Here is a 16,829-nt window from a genome sequence, read left to right as displayed (position 1 = left end):
ACACGAACGGAGGGGTGAGTGGCCCGTTTCGACAGTAAATCGATCATCGTCACCGGCGCAGGCTCGGGCATCGGCCGCGCCGCCGCGCAGCAATTCGCGGCCGAGGGTGGACGCGTCGTCGTCGCCGACGTGACCGAGGGCGCCGACGAGACCGTAGCGATGATCGCAGACGCCGGCGGCATCGCGCGCGCGATCCGCATGGATGCGGGCAGCGAGGAGGACGTCGCGCGAACGATCGCGCTCGCCTGCGACGCCTTCGGCGGGCTCGACGTGATGTTCGCCAATGCGGGCATTTCCGGCGGAATGGCCAACATCTTCGACACCGACGTCGCGCTGATCACCGAGGTGCTGCGCGTGAACCTTATCGGGCCCTATCTCGCGATCAAGCACGCCGCGCCGCGGATCGCCGAGCGCGGGCGGGGGGCGATCGTCCTGACCGCCAGCGTCGCCGGCATCCGATCGGGTGCGGGGTCGCCGGCCTATTCGGCGTCGAAGGCGGGGGTCATCAACCTGGCACAGGTCGCGGCGCAGCAGCTGTCGGGATCGAACATCCGCGTCAACGCGATCTGCCCCGGCCTGACCGAGACGGGAATGACCAAGCCGACGTTCGACTACGCCCGCGACGCAGGCAAGATGGACCGGGTCGGCCGGCTCAATCCGCTGCGCCGGGGCGCGCAGCCTGAGGAGCTGGCGAAGGTCGCGCTGTTCCTGGCATCCGACGACGCCAGCTATGTCAATGGCCAGGCGATCGCGGTCGACGGCGGACTCTCGTCGAGCCATCCGGTCACGCGGCAGGAATATGGCAAGACGGCTGTCTGAGTGACTTGAAGCGGCAACGCGGCGCGCGCAGGATCGCGCCATGCCGCTTCGACTCGCCGCGCTCGCCTTCGGTCTCACCCAATCGGCGACGCCGGTGCCGCCGCCGATCGTCACCGCGCCGCCGGTGCCCGAGCGGCAGCTGTTGGCGTGGATGCCCGGCACCGTCACGTGCGCCGGCATGGCGGTGCAGGCGGTGCGGATGCGGCGACCCTATCTGGCGCTGATCTATCCCTTCGCCGATCAGCCCAAGCCGGTCGATTATCGCTTCCGCCTCGATGCGAGCGGGCGGCCGCTGTCGATCGAGCGGGTGGTGACCGCGGGCTATGTCCCCTATGCCGACGACATCGGTCCCTCGCTGGCGGCATCGCGCTTTTCGGCGGGCGGCGAGCGCAAGGACTGTCGGATCAGCTATACCGCGCGGCGGACCAGTTATGCCGACACGCCGGTCGACGACCTGATCTCGTACACGCTCAACCCGATCGAGGGACGGTTGCCGCGCGAGGGCTGGGCGGCGATCTTTCCCGCGACGGCGACCTGCGACAAGGCGCCGCGGCCGGCGCCGCTGAACCAGGTGTTCCCGGACTTCGACAAGGTGGCAGCAACGCCCGGCGTGCGCGACTGGACGATGCTGGCCTATGATCTCGATGCCGGGGGCAAGCCGACCGGGGTTCGCGTGCTGACGGGCACCGGGAATGCGGCACTCAACGATGCGGCGAGCGTGGCGCTGGAGCAATCGCGCTATACCAATGGTCCCAAGACCGGGTGCCGCTTTCCCTATTACCGCGTGGCGGGGGTGCTGGAGGCGCCGGTCCCGCCCGAGAAGGAGAGCGTCTGGCCCGTCGGTGCGACGTGCCCGCGCGAGATCGGGTGGGCGAAGCGACCGCCGCTTCGCTATCCCGATCCCTATCGCAAGCGGTCGATCGAGGGATGGGCGCTGATCGGCTTCGACGTCGCGCCCTGGGGCGGGACGGGAGCGATCACGGTGCTCGCCAGCGAGCCATCGGCCGATTTCGGTGTTGCGGCGACCCAGTTGATCCGCGAGGGCGTGGTGGCGGTATCGAAGACGGGCTTCACCGGCTGCGTCGAGCGGGTGCGGTTCGCGATGGGCAAGCCGGGGATGACGCCGAATACCGACGGGGATTGATCGAAGCGGATCGTGTTACGTCGGTCCTCACCCTTGCCGCCTTCGGCGGCTGTTCCCTCTCCCGGTGGGAGAGGGAGGGAGGCGCGCAGCGCCGGAAGGGTGAGGGTCGGATAGATCCTACACCTCGCGCTTGCGGATCAGTCCTTCCTGCGCGACGCTGGCGACGAGGCGGCCGTCGCGGGTGAAGATGCTGCCGCGGTTCATGCCGCGGGCGTGGCCGGCCCAGGGGCTGTCCATCGCATAGAGCAGCCAGTCGTCGGCGCGGAAATCCTCGTGCAGCCAGATCGAATGATCGAGGCTGGCGCACTGCATGCCCTTGGTCGTGAAGCCTACGCCATGGGGGATCATGCTGGTCCCCATCAACGACATGTCGGAGGCATAGGCGAGCACCGCACGGTGCAGCGCGGGATCGTCGGGCAGCGGCGCCACGCAGCGAAACCAGCTTTGGTGGAAGGGCTCGCCCTTGACGGGTTGCAGCCAGTTGCGCGGGCGGACGGGCCGGATCTCGATCGGACGCGGGCGCAGGAAGGCGTCGCGCATCTTCTCGGGGATCGCGTCGATCGCCTTGGCGCGTAGCTGCTGCTCGGTCAGCAGGCCGTCGGGCGACGGCACCTCGGGCATCGCGTCCTGGTGATGAAGCCCTTCCTCGGGGGTCTGGAACGAGGCGGCCATGTTGAGGATTGGCTGGCCGCGCTGCATCGCGATGACGCGGCGGGTGGCGAAGCTCTTGCCTTCGAAATCGCGGACGACACGATAGATGATCGGGAAGTTCTCGTCGCCCGGCCGCATGAAATAGGCGTGGAGCGAGTGCGCCGCCTTGCCCTCGGTCGAGCGTTGCGCGGCCTGAAGCGCCTGGGCGATCACCTGGCCGCCGAACACGCGGCCGACGCCGCCGGGCTGGCGGGCGCCACGGAACAGGTCGGTATCGATTTCCTCGACGTCGAGCAGGGTCACGAGCGAGGCGACGAGTGTTTCGGGCGGCGTATCGTGCGGGGTGTTCAGGTCCATCGATCCTCCGGTGTTTCCCGCACGGGGGAAGGGCATGCTGAAGTCCTCCCCGCGCACGGGGAGGGGGACCGCCCGGCACAACCGGGTGGTGGAGGGGGCGTTCGGCAGGCGATAACGCTTGTGGAGAGCCCCCTCCACCATCGCTTCGCGATGGTCCTCCCTCCCCGTGCCGGGGAGGATCGAGGTTCGTCAATATCCTGCGGCGATGGCCAGTCGGTCGGCGTGGAAGTTTGCGTCGCCCCACAGTTCGGACAGGACGCGCGCGCGCTTCATGTAGAAGCCGACGTCATATTCGTCGGTCATGCCGATGCCGCCGTGCATCTGGACGCTTTCATTCACGCTGAGCGTCGTCGCCATCGCCGCCATCGCCTTGGCGACCGACACCGCCTCGTCGGCCTGGGCGTCGCCGGCGTCGAGCAGTTGCTGGGCCTTCAGCACGGCGGCGCGGGCCACTTCCATCTCGCTGTACAGGTGGGCCGCGCGATGCTGGAGCGCCTGGAAGGTGCCGATCAGCGTACCGAACTGCTTGCGCTCCTTGAGGTAGCCGACGGTCATGTCCATCGCGCCGCCGCCCACGCCGAGCAGTTCGGCCGAGGCACCGGTACGACCCGCGCGGAGCAGGCGGTTCAGCGGGTCGGCCCCGGCGTCGACCTCGCCGATCACCGCGTCGGCATCGACCTCCACGCCATCGAAGGTCAGGCGCGCGGCGATGCTGGAATCGGCGAGGCGCTCGGCATCGGCGGAGAGCCCGGCCGCGCCCTTGTCGATGGCGAATAGGGTGATGCCGCTCTCGTCATGCTCGCTGCCGGCGGTGCGCGCGGCGACGATGACGAGGTCGGCGACATGACCATGGCCGACGAAACGCTTGGCGCCCGACAGCTTGAAGCCGTTGCCCGAGCGTTCGGCCTTCATCGCGATGCCGGTGCCGTGCTTGGCGCGTTCGTCGATCGCGAGCGCGGCGACGGTTTCGCCGGCGATGATGCCGGGAAACCAGCGCTCGGCCTGGGCGCTGCCCTTCAACGCCTCGACCGCGGCGACGGCGGTGGAGAGGAAGGGCGAGGGCGAGAGGTTGCGGCCGATCTCCTCAAGCACCACGCCGGCCTCGACATGGCCGAGGCCGAGGCCGCCCTGATCCTCGCCGATCAGGATGCCGGTGAAGCCCATCTCGCCGAACTGTTTCCACAGGTCGCGGCTGAAGCCGGTGGGATCGTCGGCATCGCGCAGGTCACGCAGGTGCGAGACGGGGGCGGCGTCGGCGACGAAGTCCTTCGCGGTGTCGCGGAGCATCGTCTGTTCGTCGTTGAGGTAGAGAGGCATGGGAGAGCTCCGAAATCAGAAGACCTCCGTTCGTCCTGAGGAGCCACTGAGCGCAGTCGAAGTGGCGTCTCGAAGGATATGTGGTTCGAGACGGGGCTTCGGCTTCGCTCAGCCCCTCCTCACCACGAACGGCGGGGGGCAAGCGAATGGGACGGAAATCAGCTTGGCAACTCCAGAATCCGCTTGGCGATGATGTTGAGCTGGATCTCGCTCGTCCCGCCCTCGATCGAATTCGCCTTGGTGCGCAGCCAGGCGCGCGGCGCGGCGCCGGTATTCGAGCGCTCACTCTCCCATTCCAGCGCGTCGGAGCCGCCGGCCGCCATGATCAGCTCGTGGCGATCCTTGTTCAGCTCGGTGCCGTAATATTTCATCATCGAGGGCTGGGCAGGATGAGCGCGGCCGGCCTTCAGCTCGTCGATGAACTTTTCCGACTGGGCGCGGAAGGCCTTGGTCCGTACCTCGAACTTCGCGATGGCGGCGCGGAGCAGCGGGTCGGCGAGGCGACCCTGCGCGTCGAGGCCGACCGTGGCGATCGCGCCGATGACCAGCGGGTTTTCCCCCTGACCGCCGAGGCCCATGCCCGAGATCATCTCGCGCTCATGGCCAAGGAGATATTTGGCGACGTCCCAGCCTTTGTTCTCGTCGTGGATGCGGTTCTTCTTGGGCACCTTCACATTGTCCATGAAGGTTTCGCAGAAGGGCGAATAGCCGCTGATCAGCAGGATCGGCTTGGTCGAGACGCCGGGCGTTTCCATGTCGAACAGAACGAAGCTGATGCCGCCCTGCTTGGTCGTCTTGTCGGTGCGGACGAGACAGAAGATCCAGTCGGCCTTGTCGGCGTAGCTCGTCCAGACCTTTTGCCCGTTGACGATATAATGGTCGCCCGCGTCCTCGGCGCTGGTGGCGAGGCCGGCGAGGTCGCTGCCGGCGTTCGGCTCCGAATAGCCCTGGCACCAGCGGATCTCGCCGCGCGCGATCTTGGGCAGATGCTCCAGCTTCTGCTCCTCGCTGCCGTATTTCAGCAGCGCCGGCCCGAGCATCGAGATGCCGAAGCTGTTCAACGGGTTGCGGGCGTTGATGCTGCGCATCTCCTCACGCAGCACCTTGGTTTCGGCAGGCGAGAGGCCGCCGCCGCCATATTCCTTCGGCCAGTCGGGCACCGTCCAGCCGCGTTCGCCCATCGCCTTCAGCCAGGCGTCCTGCGGCGGGTTGGCGGCGGCGTCATAGTGGCGACCGCCCCAGCACACGTCCTTCTCGCTGCGGATAGGTTCGCGCATTTCGGGTGGGCAATTCGCCTCCAGCCAGGCGCGGGTGTCGGCTCGGAACTGGTCGAGGTCGGTCATGGTCAACTCCAGGCAAACTCATGCGCCGCGCGGGCGGCGGCGAGGGCGGTGCGGTCTTGGTAAAGGTCGGCGATCACCTGGACGCCGATCGGCAGGCCGTCGCCGTCGCGTCCGATCGGCACGCTGGTGGCGGGCAGCATCGGGAAGGTGGCGAGGCCGGGGAAGGCGAACTGGCGCAGGAACGGCGTGTCCTCGCCATCGATGTCGAGGCGGCGCAACGGCAGCGGCGTGTCGTCGTGCGGGAAGGCGGTCATGCCGACGACGGGGGCGATGACGGCGTCGTAGTGTTCGAACAGGCGCCGCCACTGGCGCTGGATGCGCGCCTGCTCGTCGTGGAGGTGGAGCCACGTGGCGAGCGTCGGCGGCTCCTTGCCCGGCTGGGGCGGCATGCGCACCCACATGGCGATGTTGAGCAGCTGTTCGTAGCCCGCGGTCTGGCGACCGAGATCGGGGATCAGGTCGCTGACGGTGTCGACGGTGGCGCCGCTCGCGCGAAAATGATCCGCCAGCGTCGCGATTGCAGTCGTGATCGAGCGCTGGACCGTCGCCTTGGGCGCCCGGTCGAGGATCAGGATGCGCCACTGGTCGCCGTGGCGCCTGGCCGGGGCGAGGGGGTGATCGGCGACGACCTGTAGCGCTGCCTCAAGGTCGTCGGCATCGCGGGCGAGCGGGCCGATGACCGACAGCACCGACCTGGCGAAATCGGTGCCCGGGAAGAAATGACCGTCGGTCGGCAGCACGCCATAGGTCGGCTTGTGCCCCCAGACGCCGTTGAACGCGGCGGGCACGCGGATCGAGCCGCCGATGTCGGAGCCGAATTCGAGCGGCACCATCCCGGTCGCGAGCGCTACCGCCGAGCCACCCGACGAGCCGCCGGCGACGCGGCTTGAATCGATCGCGTTGAGCGTGCGCCCGTAGATCGGGTTGTTGGTCTGGATATCGGCGAGCATCGGCGGGACGTTGGTCTTGCCGAGGATGATCGCGCCCGCCGCCTTGAGGCGCACCACCGCGACGGCGTCGTCCTCAGCGACGAAATCGCGGAAGCGCTCGATGCCGAACGTGGTCGGCAGGCCGGCGACGTCGAAGCTTTCCTTGATCGTCATCGGCACGCCGAGGAGCGGGGCGTCGAAGCCCTGCGCGATGCGAGCGTCGAGCGCGCGGGCAGCATCGCGGGCGCGATCGAAGTCAGTGACGACGATCGCGTTGACCGCGGGGTTGGCGGCCTCGATCCGGGCGATCGCGGCGTCGGTTTCGGCGAGCGCGGTGGTGGCGCCGGTGCGGACGGCGGCGGCGGTGGCGAGGGCGGTGGGGTAGGTCATCGCCCGATCCTCCCCCGCCAGGGGGAGGTGGCGCGCGAAGCGCGACGGAGGGGGAGGACGCCCGGCGCCGTCGAGAGGGCGCGGCTTACCGCCCCCTCCGTCAGCCTTCGGCTGCCACCTCCCCCTGGCGGGGGAGGATCGGGCGTCATACTCACTTCAGCTTGCCGCCGCTCGCCGCGGCGTCCTGCAGGCTCTTGGCGGGGGTGAAGCCGTGCTTTTCGAGGCCGTCGACGATCTTGCCCAGGCCCTCGCTCTGCGCCCAGAACATCGGGCCGCCGCGATAGACCGGCCAGCCGTAGCCGTAGATCCAGACGACATCGACGTCGCTCGCGCGTTGCGCCTTGCCCTCTTCGAGGATCAGCGCGCCCTCGTTGACGAGCGGATACAGCGTGCGCTCGACGATCTCTTCGTCGCTGATCTGGCGCGGGGCAGGCGCGCCCGACTTCTGGCGGAAGTCCTCGATGATCTCGGCCACCCGCGGCGACGGCGAGGGGTTACGCTTGTCGTCGTAGTCGTAGAAGCCGGCCTTGGTCTTCTGGCCCCAGCGGTTCTCCGCAGCGAGCGCGTCGCGGATGCTTTCGATCCGGGTGGGATCGCGATGCCACCCGATATCGACCCCGGCGAGGTCGGACATCTGGAACGGCCCCATCGGCATCCCGAACGCGACATGCACCTTGTCGACCTGCTCGGGCGTCGCGCCTTCCATCAGCAGCTTCATCGCCTCGACCTGGCGCGGCATCAGCATGCGGTTGCCGATGAAGCCATAGGTGACGCCGGCGACGACCGCGACCTTGCGGATCTTCTTGGCGAGCGCCATCACCGTCGCCAGCACGTCGAGCGCGGTCTTCTCGCCGCGGACAACCTCGAGCAGCTTCATCACGTTGGCGGGCGAGAAGAAGTGCATGCCAAGCACGTCCTCGGGCCGCTTGGTCGAGGCGGCGATCTCGTCGATGTCGAGGTAGCTGGTGTTCGACGCCAGGATCGCGCCCGGCTTCACGATCGCGTCGAGCTTGCCGAACAGCTCCTTCTTGACGTCCATATTCTCGTAGACCGCCTCGATGACGAGGTCGCAATCGGCGAGGTCCTCCAGTTTGAGCGTCGGCGTCAGCGCGCCCATCGCCTGTTCGACCTGCTCGGGTTTCATTCGGCCCTTGGCGGCGGTCGCTTCGTAGTTCTTGCGGATGATGCCGGTGCCGCGCTCCAGCGCATCGGCCTGCATCTCGACGATCGTCACCGGGATGCCCGCCGACAGGAAGTTCATCGCAATGCCGCCGCCCATGGTGCCGGCACCAATGATACCGACCTTGCGGATGTCGCGCAGCTTCACGTCGGCGGCGACGTCGTCGATCTTCGCAGCCTGGCGTTCGGCGAAGAACAGGTGGCGCTGGGCGGCCGACTGGGTGCCCATCATCAGCTTCATGAACTGTTGCCGCTCGAAGGCGATGCCGTCTTCGAAGCTGGAGCCGTCGGTCGCCTTTTCGATGCAGGCGATGTTGGCGGCGGGCGCGTCGAAGCCGCGGAAGCGGCGGGCGTTTTCCTTCTTGAACGCCTCGACCGCAGCGGGATCGGCGGTCGCGGTCTTCTGGCTGGCGCGGGGGATAGGGCGCTTCGCCTTGATCTCGCGGGCGAAGGCGATGGCGTCGGCTTCGAGCGAATCCTCGCCGACGAGCTTGTCGACCAGACCGGCATCGAGCGCCTTCTTCGCCGAGATCGGATCGCCCTTGGCGGTCAGTTCGAGCGCGAGCTGGACGCCGGCGATGCGCGGCAGCCGCTGGGTGCCGCCCGCGCCGGGGAGCAGGCCGAGCTTCACCTCGGGCGTGCCGAGCTTCGCCGAGGGCACGGCGACGCGATAGTGGCAGCCGAGCGCGACCTCGCAGCCGCCGCCGAGCGCGGTGCCGTGGATCGCGGCGACGACGGGCTTGTCCGACGCCTCGATCATGTCGACGACGGTCGGCAGGCCGGGCTCGACGAAGGGCTTGCCGAATTCTGTGATGTCGGCGCCGGCGAAGAAAGTCTTGCCGTCGCAGCGGATCACCATCGCCTCGATCGAGGCGTCGTTGACGCCTTCCTTGATCGCGGCCTCGAGCCCCTGGCGGACGGCGGCGCCGAGCGCGTTCACCGGCGGGTTGTTCGAGCTGATGACGAGGATCTCGCCATGGCGTTCGGTGCGGATGGGGGAGGTCATGGTCGTTTCTCCGTGGGTCAGTTGAGCGCGGCGTAGATCATCGTCTTCAGCTCGCGCCGTATGGGATAGGTATTGCTGGGCGACAGCTGGGTCATGAACACCATGTGCAGCCGTTCGACCGGGTCGATGAAGAAGGCGGTCGAGAACATCCCGCCCCAGTAATATTCGCCGACCGACCCCGGCATCATCGAGCGCGCGACATCGATCGTCACCGCGAAGCCCAGGCCGAAGCCGGTGCCGGCGTTGGTCGTCTCGCTGAACAGCGACTTGGACATGCTGGCGAGATCCGCGCCACCGGGCAGGTGGTTCGTCGTCATCAGATCGCGCGTCTTGCGACCGATCAGGCGGACGCCATCGAGCTCGCCGCCGTTTTCGAGCATCCGGCAGAAGCGGTGATAGTCGAGTGCGGTCGACACCAGCCCGCCGCCGCCCGACAGCAGCCGCGGCCGCTGGCTCCAGGCGGACGCGGCGCCGCGATCGAACAGCACGCGGCCCTTCTGCGGGTGGAGCGTCCAGCAGTCGGTGAGGCGGTCGAGCTTGTCGGTGGGCACCTGAAAGAAGGTGTCGTCCATGCCGAGCGGCTGGAAGATCCTGGTCGCGAAATAGGCGTCGAGGTCCATGCCCGACACCCGCTCGACCACCGCGCCGAGCACGTCGGTCGCGACCGAGTAGTTCCAGCCTTCACCCGGCGAGAATTCGAGCGGGATCCTGCCGAGCGCGGCGACGAAGCCCTGAAGATCGAGATTGTCGTGCCAGGCCTCGATCTTGCCCTCGCGATAGGCGGCGTCGATGTTGCTGCGGTTCTGGAAGCTGTAGGTGAAGCCGGCGGTGTGGCGGAGCAGGTCGACCATCCGCATCGGTTCCCCGGTCGGCCTGGTCACGAACGGCACCCCCGCGCCGCCGCCGTTGTAGACGCCGAGGCCCTTCAACTCGGGCAGGACGTGGTGGACCGGGGTGTCGAGCGCGACCTTGCCCTGTTCGACCAGCATCATGAACGCGACCGAGGTGACCGGCTTCGTCATCGAGGCGATGCGGAACAGCGAGCGATCGTCGATCGCGGAGGTGCCGTCCTCGCGCGCAGCGCCCTGGCTCGACAGATGGACGATCTCGCCATCGCGCGCGACGAGCAGCTGGGCGTGCGGCAGCAGCCCGGTGTCGAGGTAGCGCTCCTTCACGAAGGCATCGATCGCCGCCAGTCGACCGGCGTCAAACCCATGCGCGCCAGGCTCTGCGATGGTCATCCCCGTCCCATACCCCGATTTCGAATTCGTCATCGTCCTATCGCCTTGAGTGGCGCGTAAATCAACTGTAACCTTGCGTGCAAGGCGGCAGACGCCAAACCCGGTATTCTGAAACCGCATCAGGAGAGACGCCTTTGGCCAGCGAACCGATCATCGCCCTTCCCGCAGGCTGGCCGGCGATGTCATTGGCCGACGCGACGGCACGGCTGACCGCACCGGGCATGAAGTTCGAAATGGAGATGGCCGACATCAACGGGGTGTCGACCCGCGTGTGGAAGAACGCGCCGCCCTCGCTGCGCTGGCTGGTCGAGGCGTCGCGCGGGCACGGCGCCCGGGATTTCACCGTCTATGAAGGCGAGCGGGTGACTTTCGAGGCGCATTTTCGCGCAGTGGTCGCCCTGGCCCACCATCTGGTCGAGCTGGGGGTGGGGAAGGGCGACCGGGTCGCGATCGCGATGCGCAACCTGCCCGAATGGCCGCTCGCCTTCTTCGCGGTCACGGCGATCGGCGCGATTGCGGTCCCGCTCAATGCCTGGTGGACCGGCGGCGAGCTGGAATACGGCCTGAGCGACTCGGGCGCACGCGTGCTCATCGTCGATGCCGAGCGGCACGCGCGCCTGCGCGACCGTTATGATTCGCTGCCGGCGCTGGAGCATGTCCTGGTCGCGCGCGTCGATGCGCCGCCGACGGGCAAGGCGCGCGCGCTCGACTCGGTGGTGGGGCCGACCGGCGCTTGGGGGGAGCTGCCCGACCGGCCGCTGCCACCCGCGACGATCGCGACCGACGACGATGCGACGATCTTCTACACCAGCGGAACCACCGGCGCGCCCAAGGGGGCGCTGGGGACGCATCGCAACCTGATGACCAACATCCTGTCGGGGGGCTTTTCCGCGGCGCGCGCGTATCTGCGGCGCGGCGAGATGCCGCCCGAGCCGACCCCGCGCGTGCTGCTGACGGTGATCCCGCTGTTCCACGTCACCGCCTGTTCGGCGACGATGATGGGGGTGCTCGCGACCGGATCGACGATGGTGTTCATGCGCAAGTGGGACACGGTCCGTGCGATGGAGCTGATCGAACGCGAGAAGGTGAACCTGACCGGCGGCGTGCCGACGATCGCCTGGCAGCTGCTCGAGCATCCCGACCGCGGACGCTACGACCTCTCCAGCCTGGAGGCGATCGCCTATGGCGGGGCGCCCTCGGCGCCCGAGCTGGTGCGGCGCATCTACGAGGAGTTCGGCGCACTCCCCGGCAACGGCTGGGGGATGACCGAGACGATGGCGACGGTGACGAGCCATACGGCCGAGGATTATCTGAACCGGCCCGACAGTGCGGGTCCCCCGGTCGCCGCCGCCGACCTGAAGATCGTTGCCGAGGACGGCGTTACCGAGCTGCCCGTCGGCACGATCGGGGAGCTGTGGGCGCGCGGGCCGATGATCGTGAAGGGCTATTGGAACAAGCCCGAGGCGACGGCGGAGACGTTCGTCGACGGCTGGGTACGGACCGGCGACCTCGCCAGGATCGACGAGGAGGGCTTCGTCTTCATCGTCGATCGCGCCAAGGACATGGTGCTGCGCGGCGGCGAGAACATCTATTCGATCGAGGTCGAGAACGTCCTCTACGCGCATCCCGCGGTGACCGACTGCGCGCTGGTCGGCATCCCCCATCGCACGCTGGGCGAGGAGCCCGCGGCGGTGGTTCATCTGTGTCCCGGCTGTCAGGCGAGCGAGGCGGAGCTGCAGGCGTGGGTGCGCGAGCGGCTGGCGGCGTTCAAGGTGCCGGTCGCGATCCGCTTCTGCGCCGAACCGCTGCCGCGCAACGCCAATGGCAAGATACTGAAAAAGGATCTGAAGGCGCTGTTCGCCGATCGGGTGAGCGCGGCGGCATGACGAACCGCCGCGCCGTCCGTCCCGGAAGCCACGGGCGGACGACGCGGCGCGCCCCCCTAATCGGGCCCGGACGACCGGTCGATGGCGATCGGCAAGCCGGGCGCCGTTTCCAGCGCCGCACGGCATGCGATCACCATCGCCAGGCGGCGGCGAAGCGACACGCTACGCAGCCGAAAGGCCATGGGGATAGCCGATGGCGGTGCGCTGAAACCTCCCTCGGCCATGACCTCTCTCCGGGACGGCCTCTCCCCCGACAGGCCGTCTGCCCGGTTGTAGGTCCAGTGTGCGCGATGGCGCCTCTCCCAAAAGGGATAGGGCGGTCAAAAAATCGTGGGAGCGGGTGCGCCTAGCCCGCCGAGGAGGCGGACGAGATCGACCTGACGGGCGACGCCGGTCTTGGCGAACACCGCCTTCAGATGCGTGCGGACGGTGCCGCTGCCGATCCCGAGGGCGGCGGCGGCATCGGCGATCGGGGTGCCGCTGGCCAGCAGCCGCGCGACGCGGGCCTCGCCGGGGGTCAGGTCGAACATCAGGCGCAGGAGATCGGCACTCGGGATACTGGCGTTGTGCGCGTCGGCGATCATTAGCAGCACGCCGTCCGATCCGCAGAGCGCCCGGACGCTGCCGACGATCGGGAGGATATGGATGGCGAAGACATCGCCGGGCGCCTCGCCATGGATCGGCACCGTTCGCACGGTCCCCCGCGATGCGTTGCCGGTAATCGCAATACGCAGCTGCTCGGCCAAAAAGGGGTCGGCGAAGCGCAGGCCGCCGAGCGTCTCGACCATCCGATCGCCCATCCGCGCGCCGAATCGATCGTTGACCGAGCGCAAGCGGCCGCCCGCCGACACGACTGCCGCCGCGACGCCGGCGAGCGCCAGGCTGTCGACCACCAGCTGCGAGCGGTCGGGGCGAAGCGCGGACAGGCTGATCGCGCGGGCGAGATGCGGGCGCAGCCTGTCGAGGAAGGGAATCGCCGCGCACGACCGCCCGTGATCGGCGAAGCCTTCGACCGCAAGATGGACGGCATGGTCGCGCGTCCCCTGGATGACCGTCCCGGTGCCGGCGTAGAGGCCGCGCGGATCGAGGAATTCGGCATGGACGGGGAGGGCCGCGATCTCGGCCGGCGTGCGATAGTCCACTTCGGCGCGGAAGCCCGGCCACTGGTCGGCGATGAGCGGCGCGGCATGTTCGGGATCGGCGCCCCATCCCTCGGCAAGATAGGCGGCAACGACGTCTTCCAATCGCGGCGACGCGACAATCTCGACCCCGACGGGCGACCGGGTGACGATCGTCGCGCCCACCGCGCCGACGCCGTCCGCGATGCGTTGCAGGACGGCGGGCCATTGCTCGACCGCGACCGAGGCTTCGTAAATGTCGTCGATCAGCCGTGATTCGGCAGGCATTGGTGGACTCCGGTCGGTAAGCAAAACCTGACCGGCGGGCCGATCAAGTCAAGCGACGGTCGCCGCGAAGCATCGCTGGCGGGCGGTGATGCGTGAGGATAGGGTGATGCGATGACCGATGGACGCATAGATCCCGACACGCAGCTCGACGGGCTGCCCGATACCGTCCTCGGCGTGCCGGCGGGATTGCCGACCGACGAGGCGCTGCGCATCGCGATGCGGCGCGACCGGCTGCTGGCGGCGTTGACGCTGACGGCGGGCATCGGCCTAGTCCTGGCGACTCCGTTCGCGTTGAAGGCGGGGGCGGAATTCTTCCTGCCGGTGACGGCGTCGCTGGTCATCGCGATCGCGCTGGTGCCGGTGCTCGAATGGCTGGAACGCCGGGGCTTGCCCTCACCGATCGCCGCGCTGCTGTGCGTGGTAACGTTCCTGATCATCGCCAACATCGCGATCGCCGCGATCGTGGTGCCCGCGACCGATTTCTTCCGGCTGCTGCCGTCGCGAATCAGCCGTATCCAGGAAAACCTGTCGCCGCTGCTCGATCTCTATTCGACGCTCGAAAAATCGGTGAACAAGATGCTGCGCCAGGTCGCCTCGACTCCGGTCGTCCGGCCGCAGGCGGCGGCGGTGGCGCCGCCGAGCTCGATCGTCGAGCTGGCCGCGACCTCGGCGCCGGCGGTCATCATCCAGCTGCTGTTCGCGGTGCTGACGGTGTTCTTCTTCCTGTCGGGCTGGTCGAAGATGCGGCGGCGCACGATCACCGGGCGGACCAGCTTCGACGGCGCGATGGCGACCGCGCGGGTGATCCAGGACGTCGTCGACGACGTCTCGGCCTATCTCGGCACGATCACGCTCATCAACGTCTGCCTGGGCCTGTCGGTGGCGCTGGCACTGTATTTCATCGGCATGCCCTATCCCTTGATGTGGGGCGGCATCGTCACGCTGCTGAATTACGTGCCGTATTTCGGACCGGTGCTGGGCGCGTTCCTGCTCGCGGTGGGTGGGCTGATGACGTTCAACGACATCTGGCTGGCGCTGCTGCCGCCGGCGATCATGTATGGCTTCCACCTTGTCGAGGCGAATGCGATCACGCCGCTGATCGTCGGTCACCGGCTGACGATCAATCCGGTGATGATCCTGATTTCGTTAAGCTTCTGGGGCTGGGTCTGGGGCACGGTCGGCGCCCTGCTGGCGGTGCCGCTGCTCATCATCCTGCAGACCGTGCTCGATGCGGCGGGCAAGCCCGACATCGCCGGCTTCCTGTTCGAACATGGCACGCTCGTCCAGCAGCGTGGGCGGCGGAAGGGTCCGGAAGAAAGTGTCGGCGAGGGCGGTTGACAGGGGGGGGCGCGTCGCATAGTTGGCGCGCCTCAACGCTTCAAGCGGGTGTAGCTCAGTTGGTTAGAGCGCCGGCCTGTCACGCCGGAGGTCGCGGGTTCGAGCCCCGTCACTCGCGCCACAGCGCAGTCTGAAAGACGCGCTGGCGAAGGTTTCAGAGATATTGGTGGACCGGGTAACGTGCCCGCGCGCGGTGGCCCTTCGAGACGCCGCATCGACGTCGCTCAGCGGCTCCTCAGGGCGAACGGATGGGAGGCTGGCTGCCTTCTGACGGAGCTGCGGCATGAGCCCGCGTTTCATCCGCCTAACGCCAGTGGCCGGTCTCCATCCACAGCAGCACCGGCTTGAGCGGCAGGATCCAGACGATGCCGGTGACGACATAAAAGGCCAGCTGCGCCAGCCCCGGCCATTCGCCGACGACGCCTGACAGGCTGACGACCAGCACGCACCACAGCAGGATGAGCGCGAGGATGCCGATCGCGCCGACGGGCTTTCGCCAGCTGGGTCCGTTGTTCATGGCGTGATCCATTCCTTGTCGGTCGCGATGGCGTGGAGGGGCATGTCCCACGGGTCGGGGGTCAGCCCGTCGTGTTCCTGTATCGCCCAGGCGATGCCGATGCGCCAGGCGGCGGGATGGGCGGCGAAGGCGCGGTCGTAATGGCCCGCGCCCTGGCCCAGCCGGTTGCCGCGGCGATCGAAGGCGACAAGCGGCGTCAGGATGATGTCGGGCGCCAGCTCGGCGGCATCGGCGGCGGGCTGGCGCAGGCCGAAGGGGCCGGGCTGAAGCGCCGAAGTCCCGACCTGACGGAGGAAGCGCATCGGGCTGGCGCGATCGACGACGTGCGGCAGCGCGATGATGCAGCCCGCCACCGTCGCGGCGTCGGCGAAGGGCGCGGGATCAGCCTCGCTGCCGATCGGGATGTAGGATGCGACGACGAGGCCCGGCGCCAACCGTTCGTGGAAAACACTGGGTACGGCGAGCGTGCCCGACCGGTCGCCGTCATCGCGGAGGCCGCGCATGCGCGCGCGCAGCGCCCGTTTGTCGGTCATGAATGGAAGGGGCGGGTGGCGGGACCGCCGTGGCCGTGTGCCGGGTTATCCTCTGACGCACGGTACGTCAGGTGGGGACCATGTGCGTCGGGCCAGGGCCCGGGCAGGGACAGCCCCCTTGGATGATGAATAGCCTCAGGGATAATAAAGGCTCGTACCGGGCAGAACCCGCCGGGCATCTATCTAGGCACTCGCCGGCTTGTTCTCAAGGGCGTCGGCGAGGCTTTCGAGCCGGTCGGCGATTCGCGCGAGCGCGGTTTCGCTGAGCGCTGCGCCCTCCGGCGGGCGGGTTTCCGCCTCGTCGAGATCGTCGGCGAGCATCAGCGCCACGAACAGCATCGTCCGCTCTGCCCCCATGCCGCCGGCGGCGCGCTGCGCCGCCTGCCACTTGGCGTCGATTATCTGGCCGAGCTGGCGGATGCGATGCTCGCCGCCGTCCTTGCAGGCGATGGAATGGGGGCGGCCGCCGACCGTGATCGTCACCTCGGCCATCAGCCGCGCTCCTCGCCGGCGATCACCGCGTCGAGTGCGGTGACGGCTTCGGCCATCCGCTTGCGCAGGACGGCGTGGCGTTCGGCCAGTGCGTTCGCCGCCGCGTCACGGCGCAGGACGGCGTTCTCGATCCGGGCGAGCGCGGCGTCGATCCGGTCGCCCGCGGATGCTTGTTGTGCCATATCGGCGCGATAGCACCGCATGCCCGTGCGGCAAGCCGCATTTGCCCCGGCAGTGCGGTTGACAGGAGAGGCCGTGCCCCCGCAAAGGCGAGCCGCCCG

At 68.4% G+C, this 16,829-nt stretch carries 16 protein-coding genes and 1 tRNA gene; 5 read left to right on the top strand and 12 right to left on the bottom strand.

All coding sequences use genetic code 11. The annotated features are described in order from the left end of the window. The first annotated feature begins 18 nt into the window (after positions 1-18). Together GGQ80_RS15735 and GGQ80_RS15730 are read left to right on the top strand one after the other, a co-directional pair. The gene (locus GGQ80_RS15735; RefSeq protein WP_183986574.1) at positions 19-819 is read left to right on the top strand and encodes a glucose 1-dehydrogenase; all 801 of its coding nucleotides are present in this window, start codon (positions 19-21) and stop codon (positions 817-819) included. A 40-nt stretch (positions 820-859) separates the two neighbouring features. After that, the gene (locus GGQ80_RS15730; protein ID WP_183986572.1) at positions 860-1,963 is read left to right on the top strand and encodes an energy transducer TonB; all 1,104 of its coding nucleotides are present in this window, start codon (positions 860-862) and stop codon (positions 1,961-1,963) included. A 117-nt stretch (positions 1,964-2,080) separates the two neighbouring features. Here GGQ80_RS15730 and GGQ80_RS15725 read toward each other — a convergent pair whose 3' ends face one another. The 6 genes from GGQ80_RS15725 to GGQ80_RS15700 all read right to left on the bottom strand — a co-directional run bounded on the left by GGQ80_RS15725 (position 2,081) and on the right by GGQ80_RS15700 (position 10,376). Continuing rightward, a complete protein-coding gene (locus tag GGQ80_RS15725; protein ID WP_183986570.1) occupies positions 2,081-2,971 on the bottom strand; it encodes an acyl-CoA thioesterase in 891 nt (296 codons plus the stop codon). A 189-nt stretch (positions 2,972-3,160) separates the two neighbouring features. Then, entirely contained in the window at positions 3,161-4,288 is a 1,128-nt protein-coding gene (locus GGQ80_RS15720) for an acyl-CoA dehydrogenase family protein (RefSeq protein WP_183986568.1), read from the bottom strand. Between the two features lie 158 nt (positions 4,289-4,446). Beyond that, positions 4,447-5,631: an acyl-CoA dehydrogenase family protein gene (locus tag GGQ80_RS15715; protein ID WP_183986566.1), complete on the bottom strand. Its 1,185-nt coding sequence runs from the start codon at positions 5,629-5,631 to the stop codon at positions 4,447-4,449. Between the two features lie 2 nt (positions 5,632-5,633). Further along, entirely contained in the window at positions 5,634-6,950 is a 1,317-nt protein-coding gene (locus tag GGQ80_RS15710; RefSeq protein ID WP_183986564.1) for an amidase family protein, read from the bottom strand. 151 nt (positions 6,951-7,101) lie between these two features. Beyond that, complete coding sequence (locus tag GGQ80_RS15705; protein ID WP_183986562.1) at positions 7,102-9,135, bottom strand: 3-hydroxyacyl-CoA dehydrogenase NAD-binding domain-containing protein; 2,034 nt, start codon at positions 9,133-9,135, stop codon at positions 7,102-7,104. Positions 9,136-9,152: 17 nt separating this feature from the next. Continuing rightward, positions 9,153-10,376, bottom strand: a complete 1,224-nt coding sequence (locus tag GGQ80_RS15700) for a serine hydrolase domain-containing protein (protein WP_183986560.1) — start codon at positions 10,374-10,376, stop codon at positions 9,153-9,155. Between the two features lie 179 nt (positions 10,377-10,555). Between GGQ80_RS15700 and GGQ80_RS15695 the strand changes: the two genes are divergently transcribed. Beyond that, complete coding sequence (locus GGQ80_RS15695) at positions 10,556-12,262, top strand: class I adenylate-forming enzyme family protein (RefSeq protein ID WP_183986640.1); 1,707 nt, start codon at positions 10,556-10,558, stop codon at positions 12,260-12,262. A 56-nt stretch (positions 12,263-12,318) separates the two neighbouring features. Here the strand turns inward: GGQ80_RS15695 and GGQ80_RS18640 are convergent, their stop codons facing one another. Both GGQ80_RS18640 and GGQ80_RS15690 read right to left on the bottom strand, forming a co-directional pair. Continuing rightward, positions 12,319-12,444 (bottom strand): hypothetical protein, encoded by a 126-nt coding sequence (locus GGQ80_RS18640; protein ID WP_281375468.1) that lies wholly within the window; start codon positions 12,442-12,444, stop codon positions 12,319-12,321. Positions 12,445-12,582: 138 nt separating this feature from the next. Beyond that, positions 12,583-13,668, bottom strand: a complete 1,086-nt coding sequence (locus GGQ80_RS15690) for a helix-turn-helix transcriptional regulator (protein WP_183986558.1) — start codon at positions 13,666-13,668, stop codon at positions 12,583-12,585. 111 nt (positions 13,669-13,779) lie between these two features. Between GGQ80_RS15690 and GGQ80_RS15685 the strand changes: the two genes are divergently transcribed. After that, on the top strand, positions 13,780-15,006 hold the full coding sequence (locus tag GGQ80_RS15685) for an AI-2E family transporter (protein ID WP_183986556.1): 1,227 nt from the start codon (positions 13,780-13,782) through the stop codon (positions 15,004-15,006). A gap of 44 nt (positions 15,007-15,050) precedes the next feature. After that, positions 15,051-15,127: transfer RNA gene (locus GGQ80_RS15680), tRNA-Asp, on the top strand. A gap of 183 nt (positions 15,128-15,310) precedes the next feature. Here GGQ80_RS15680 and GGQ80_RS15675 read toward each other — a convergent pair. From GGQ80_RS15675 to GGQ80_RS15660, 4 genes are all read right to left on the bottom strand, one after another. Further along, positions 15,311-15,523: a DUF2842 domain-containing protein gene (locus GGQ80_RS15675; RefSeq protein WP_246347140.1), complete on the bottom strand. Its 213-nt coding sequence runs from the start codon at positions 15,521-15,523 to the stop codon at positions 15,311-15,313. Next, positions 15,520-16,056: a 5-formyltetrahydrofolate cyclo-ligase gene (locus tag GGQ80_RS15670; RefSeq protein WP_183986552.1), complete on the bottom strand. Its 537-nt coding sequence runs from the start codon at positions 16,054-16,056 to the stop codon at positions 15,520-15,522. Before GGQ80_RS15670 ends, GGQ80_RS15675 begins: the two co-directional genes overlap by 4 nt. A gap of 183 nt (positions 16,057-16,239) precedes the next feature. Then, entirely contained in the window at positions 16,240-16,548 is a 309-nt protein-coding gene (locus GGQ80_RS15665) for a cell division protein ZapA (RefSeq protein WP_183986551.1), read from the bottom strand. After that, positions 16,548-16,730: a hypothetical protein gene (locus GGQ80_RS15660; RefSeq protein WP_183986549.1), complete on the bottom strand. Its 183-nt coding sequence runs from the start codon at positions 16,728-16,730 to the stop codon at positions 16,548-16,550. The genes GGQ80_RS15665 and GGQ80_RS15660 overlap by 1 nt, the downstream gene beginning before the upstream one ends. Positions 16,731-16,829 lie beyond the last annotated feature (99 nt).

The organism is Sphingomonas jinjuensis, from assembly GCF_014197105.1.
GTDB lineage: Bacteria > Pseudomonadota > Alphaproteobacteria > Sphingomonadales > Sphingomonadaceae > Sphingomonas > Sphingomonas jinjuensis.
This window is presented reverse-complemented; position numbering and strand designations above follow the sequence as displayed.

Coding starts and splice junctions, on each gene's coding strand:
- GGQ80_RS15675 (WP_246347140.1), bottom strand. CDS start 15,523: ATGAACAACGGACCCAGCTGGCGAAAGCCCGTCGGCGCGATCGGCATC.
- GGQ80_RS15665 (WP_183986551.1), bottom strand. CDS start 16,548: ATGGCCGAGGTGACGATCACGGTCGGCGGCCGCCCCCATTCCATCGCC.
- GGQ80_RS15690 (WP_183986558.1), bottom strand. CDS start 13,668: ATGCCTGCCGAATCACGGCTGATCGACGACATTTACGAAGCCTCGGTC.
- GGQ80_RS15695 (WP_183986640.1), top strand. CDS start 10,556: ATGTCATTGGCCGACGCGACGGCACGGCTGACCGCACCGGGCATGAAG.
- GGQ80_RS15715 (WP_183986566.1), bottom strand. CDS start 5,631: ATGACCGACCTCGACCAGTTCCGAGCCGACACCCGCGCCTGGCTGGAG.
- GGQ80_RS15720 (WP_183986568.1), bottom strand. CDS start 4,288: ATGCCTCTCTACCTCAACGACGAACAGACGATGCTCCGCGACACCGCG.
- GGQ80_RS15705 (WP_183986562.1), bottom strand. CDS start 9,135: ATGACCTCCCCCATCCGCACCGAACGCCATGGCGAGATCCTCGTCATC.
- GGQ80_RS15730 (WP_183986572.1), top strand. CDS start 860: ATGCCGCTTCGACTCGCCGCGCTCGCCTTCGGTCTCACCCAATCGGCG.
- GGQ80_RS15700 (WP_183986560.1), bottom strand. CDS start 10,376: ATGACCATCGCAGAGCCTGGCGCGCATGGGTTTGACGCCGGTCGACTG.
- GGQ80_RS15685 (WP_183986556.1), top strand. CDS start 13,780: ATGACCGATGGACGCATAGATCCCGACACGCAGCTCGACGGGCTGCCC.
- GGQ80_RS15660 (WP_183986549.1), bottom strand. CDS start 16,730: ATGGCACAACAAGCATCCGCGGGCGACCGGATCGACGCCGCGCTCGCC.
- GGQ80_RS18640 (WP_281375468.1), bottom strand. CDS start 12,444: ATGGCCTTTCGGCTGCGTAGCGTGTCGCTTCGCCGCCGCCTGGCGATG.
- GGQ80_RS15710 (WP_183986564.1), bottom strand. CDS start 6,950: ATGACCTACCCCACCGCCCTCGCCACCGCCGCCGCCGTCCGCACCGGC.
- GGQ80_RS15670 (WP_183986552.1), bottom strand. CDS start 16,056: ATGACCGACAAACGGGCGCTGCGCGCGCGCATGCGCGGCCTCCGCGAT.
- GGQ80_RS15725 (WP_183986570.1), bottom strand. CDS start 2,971: ATGGACCTGAACACCCCGCACGATACGCCGCCCGAAACACTCGTCGCC.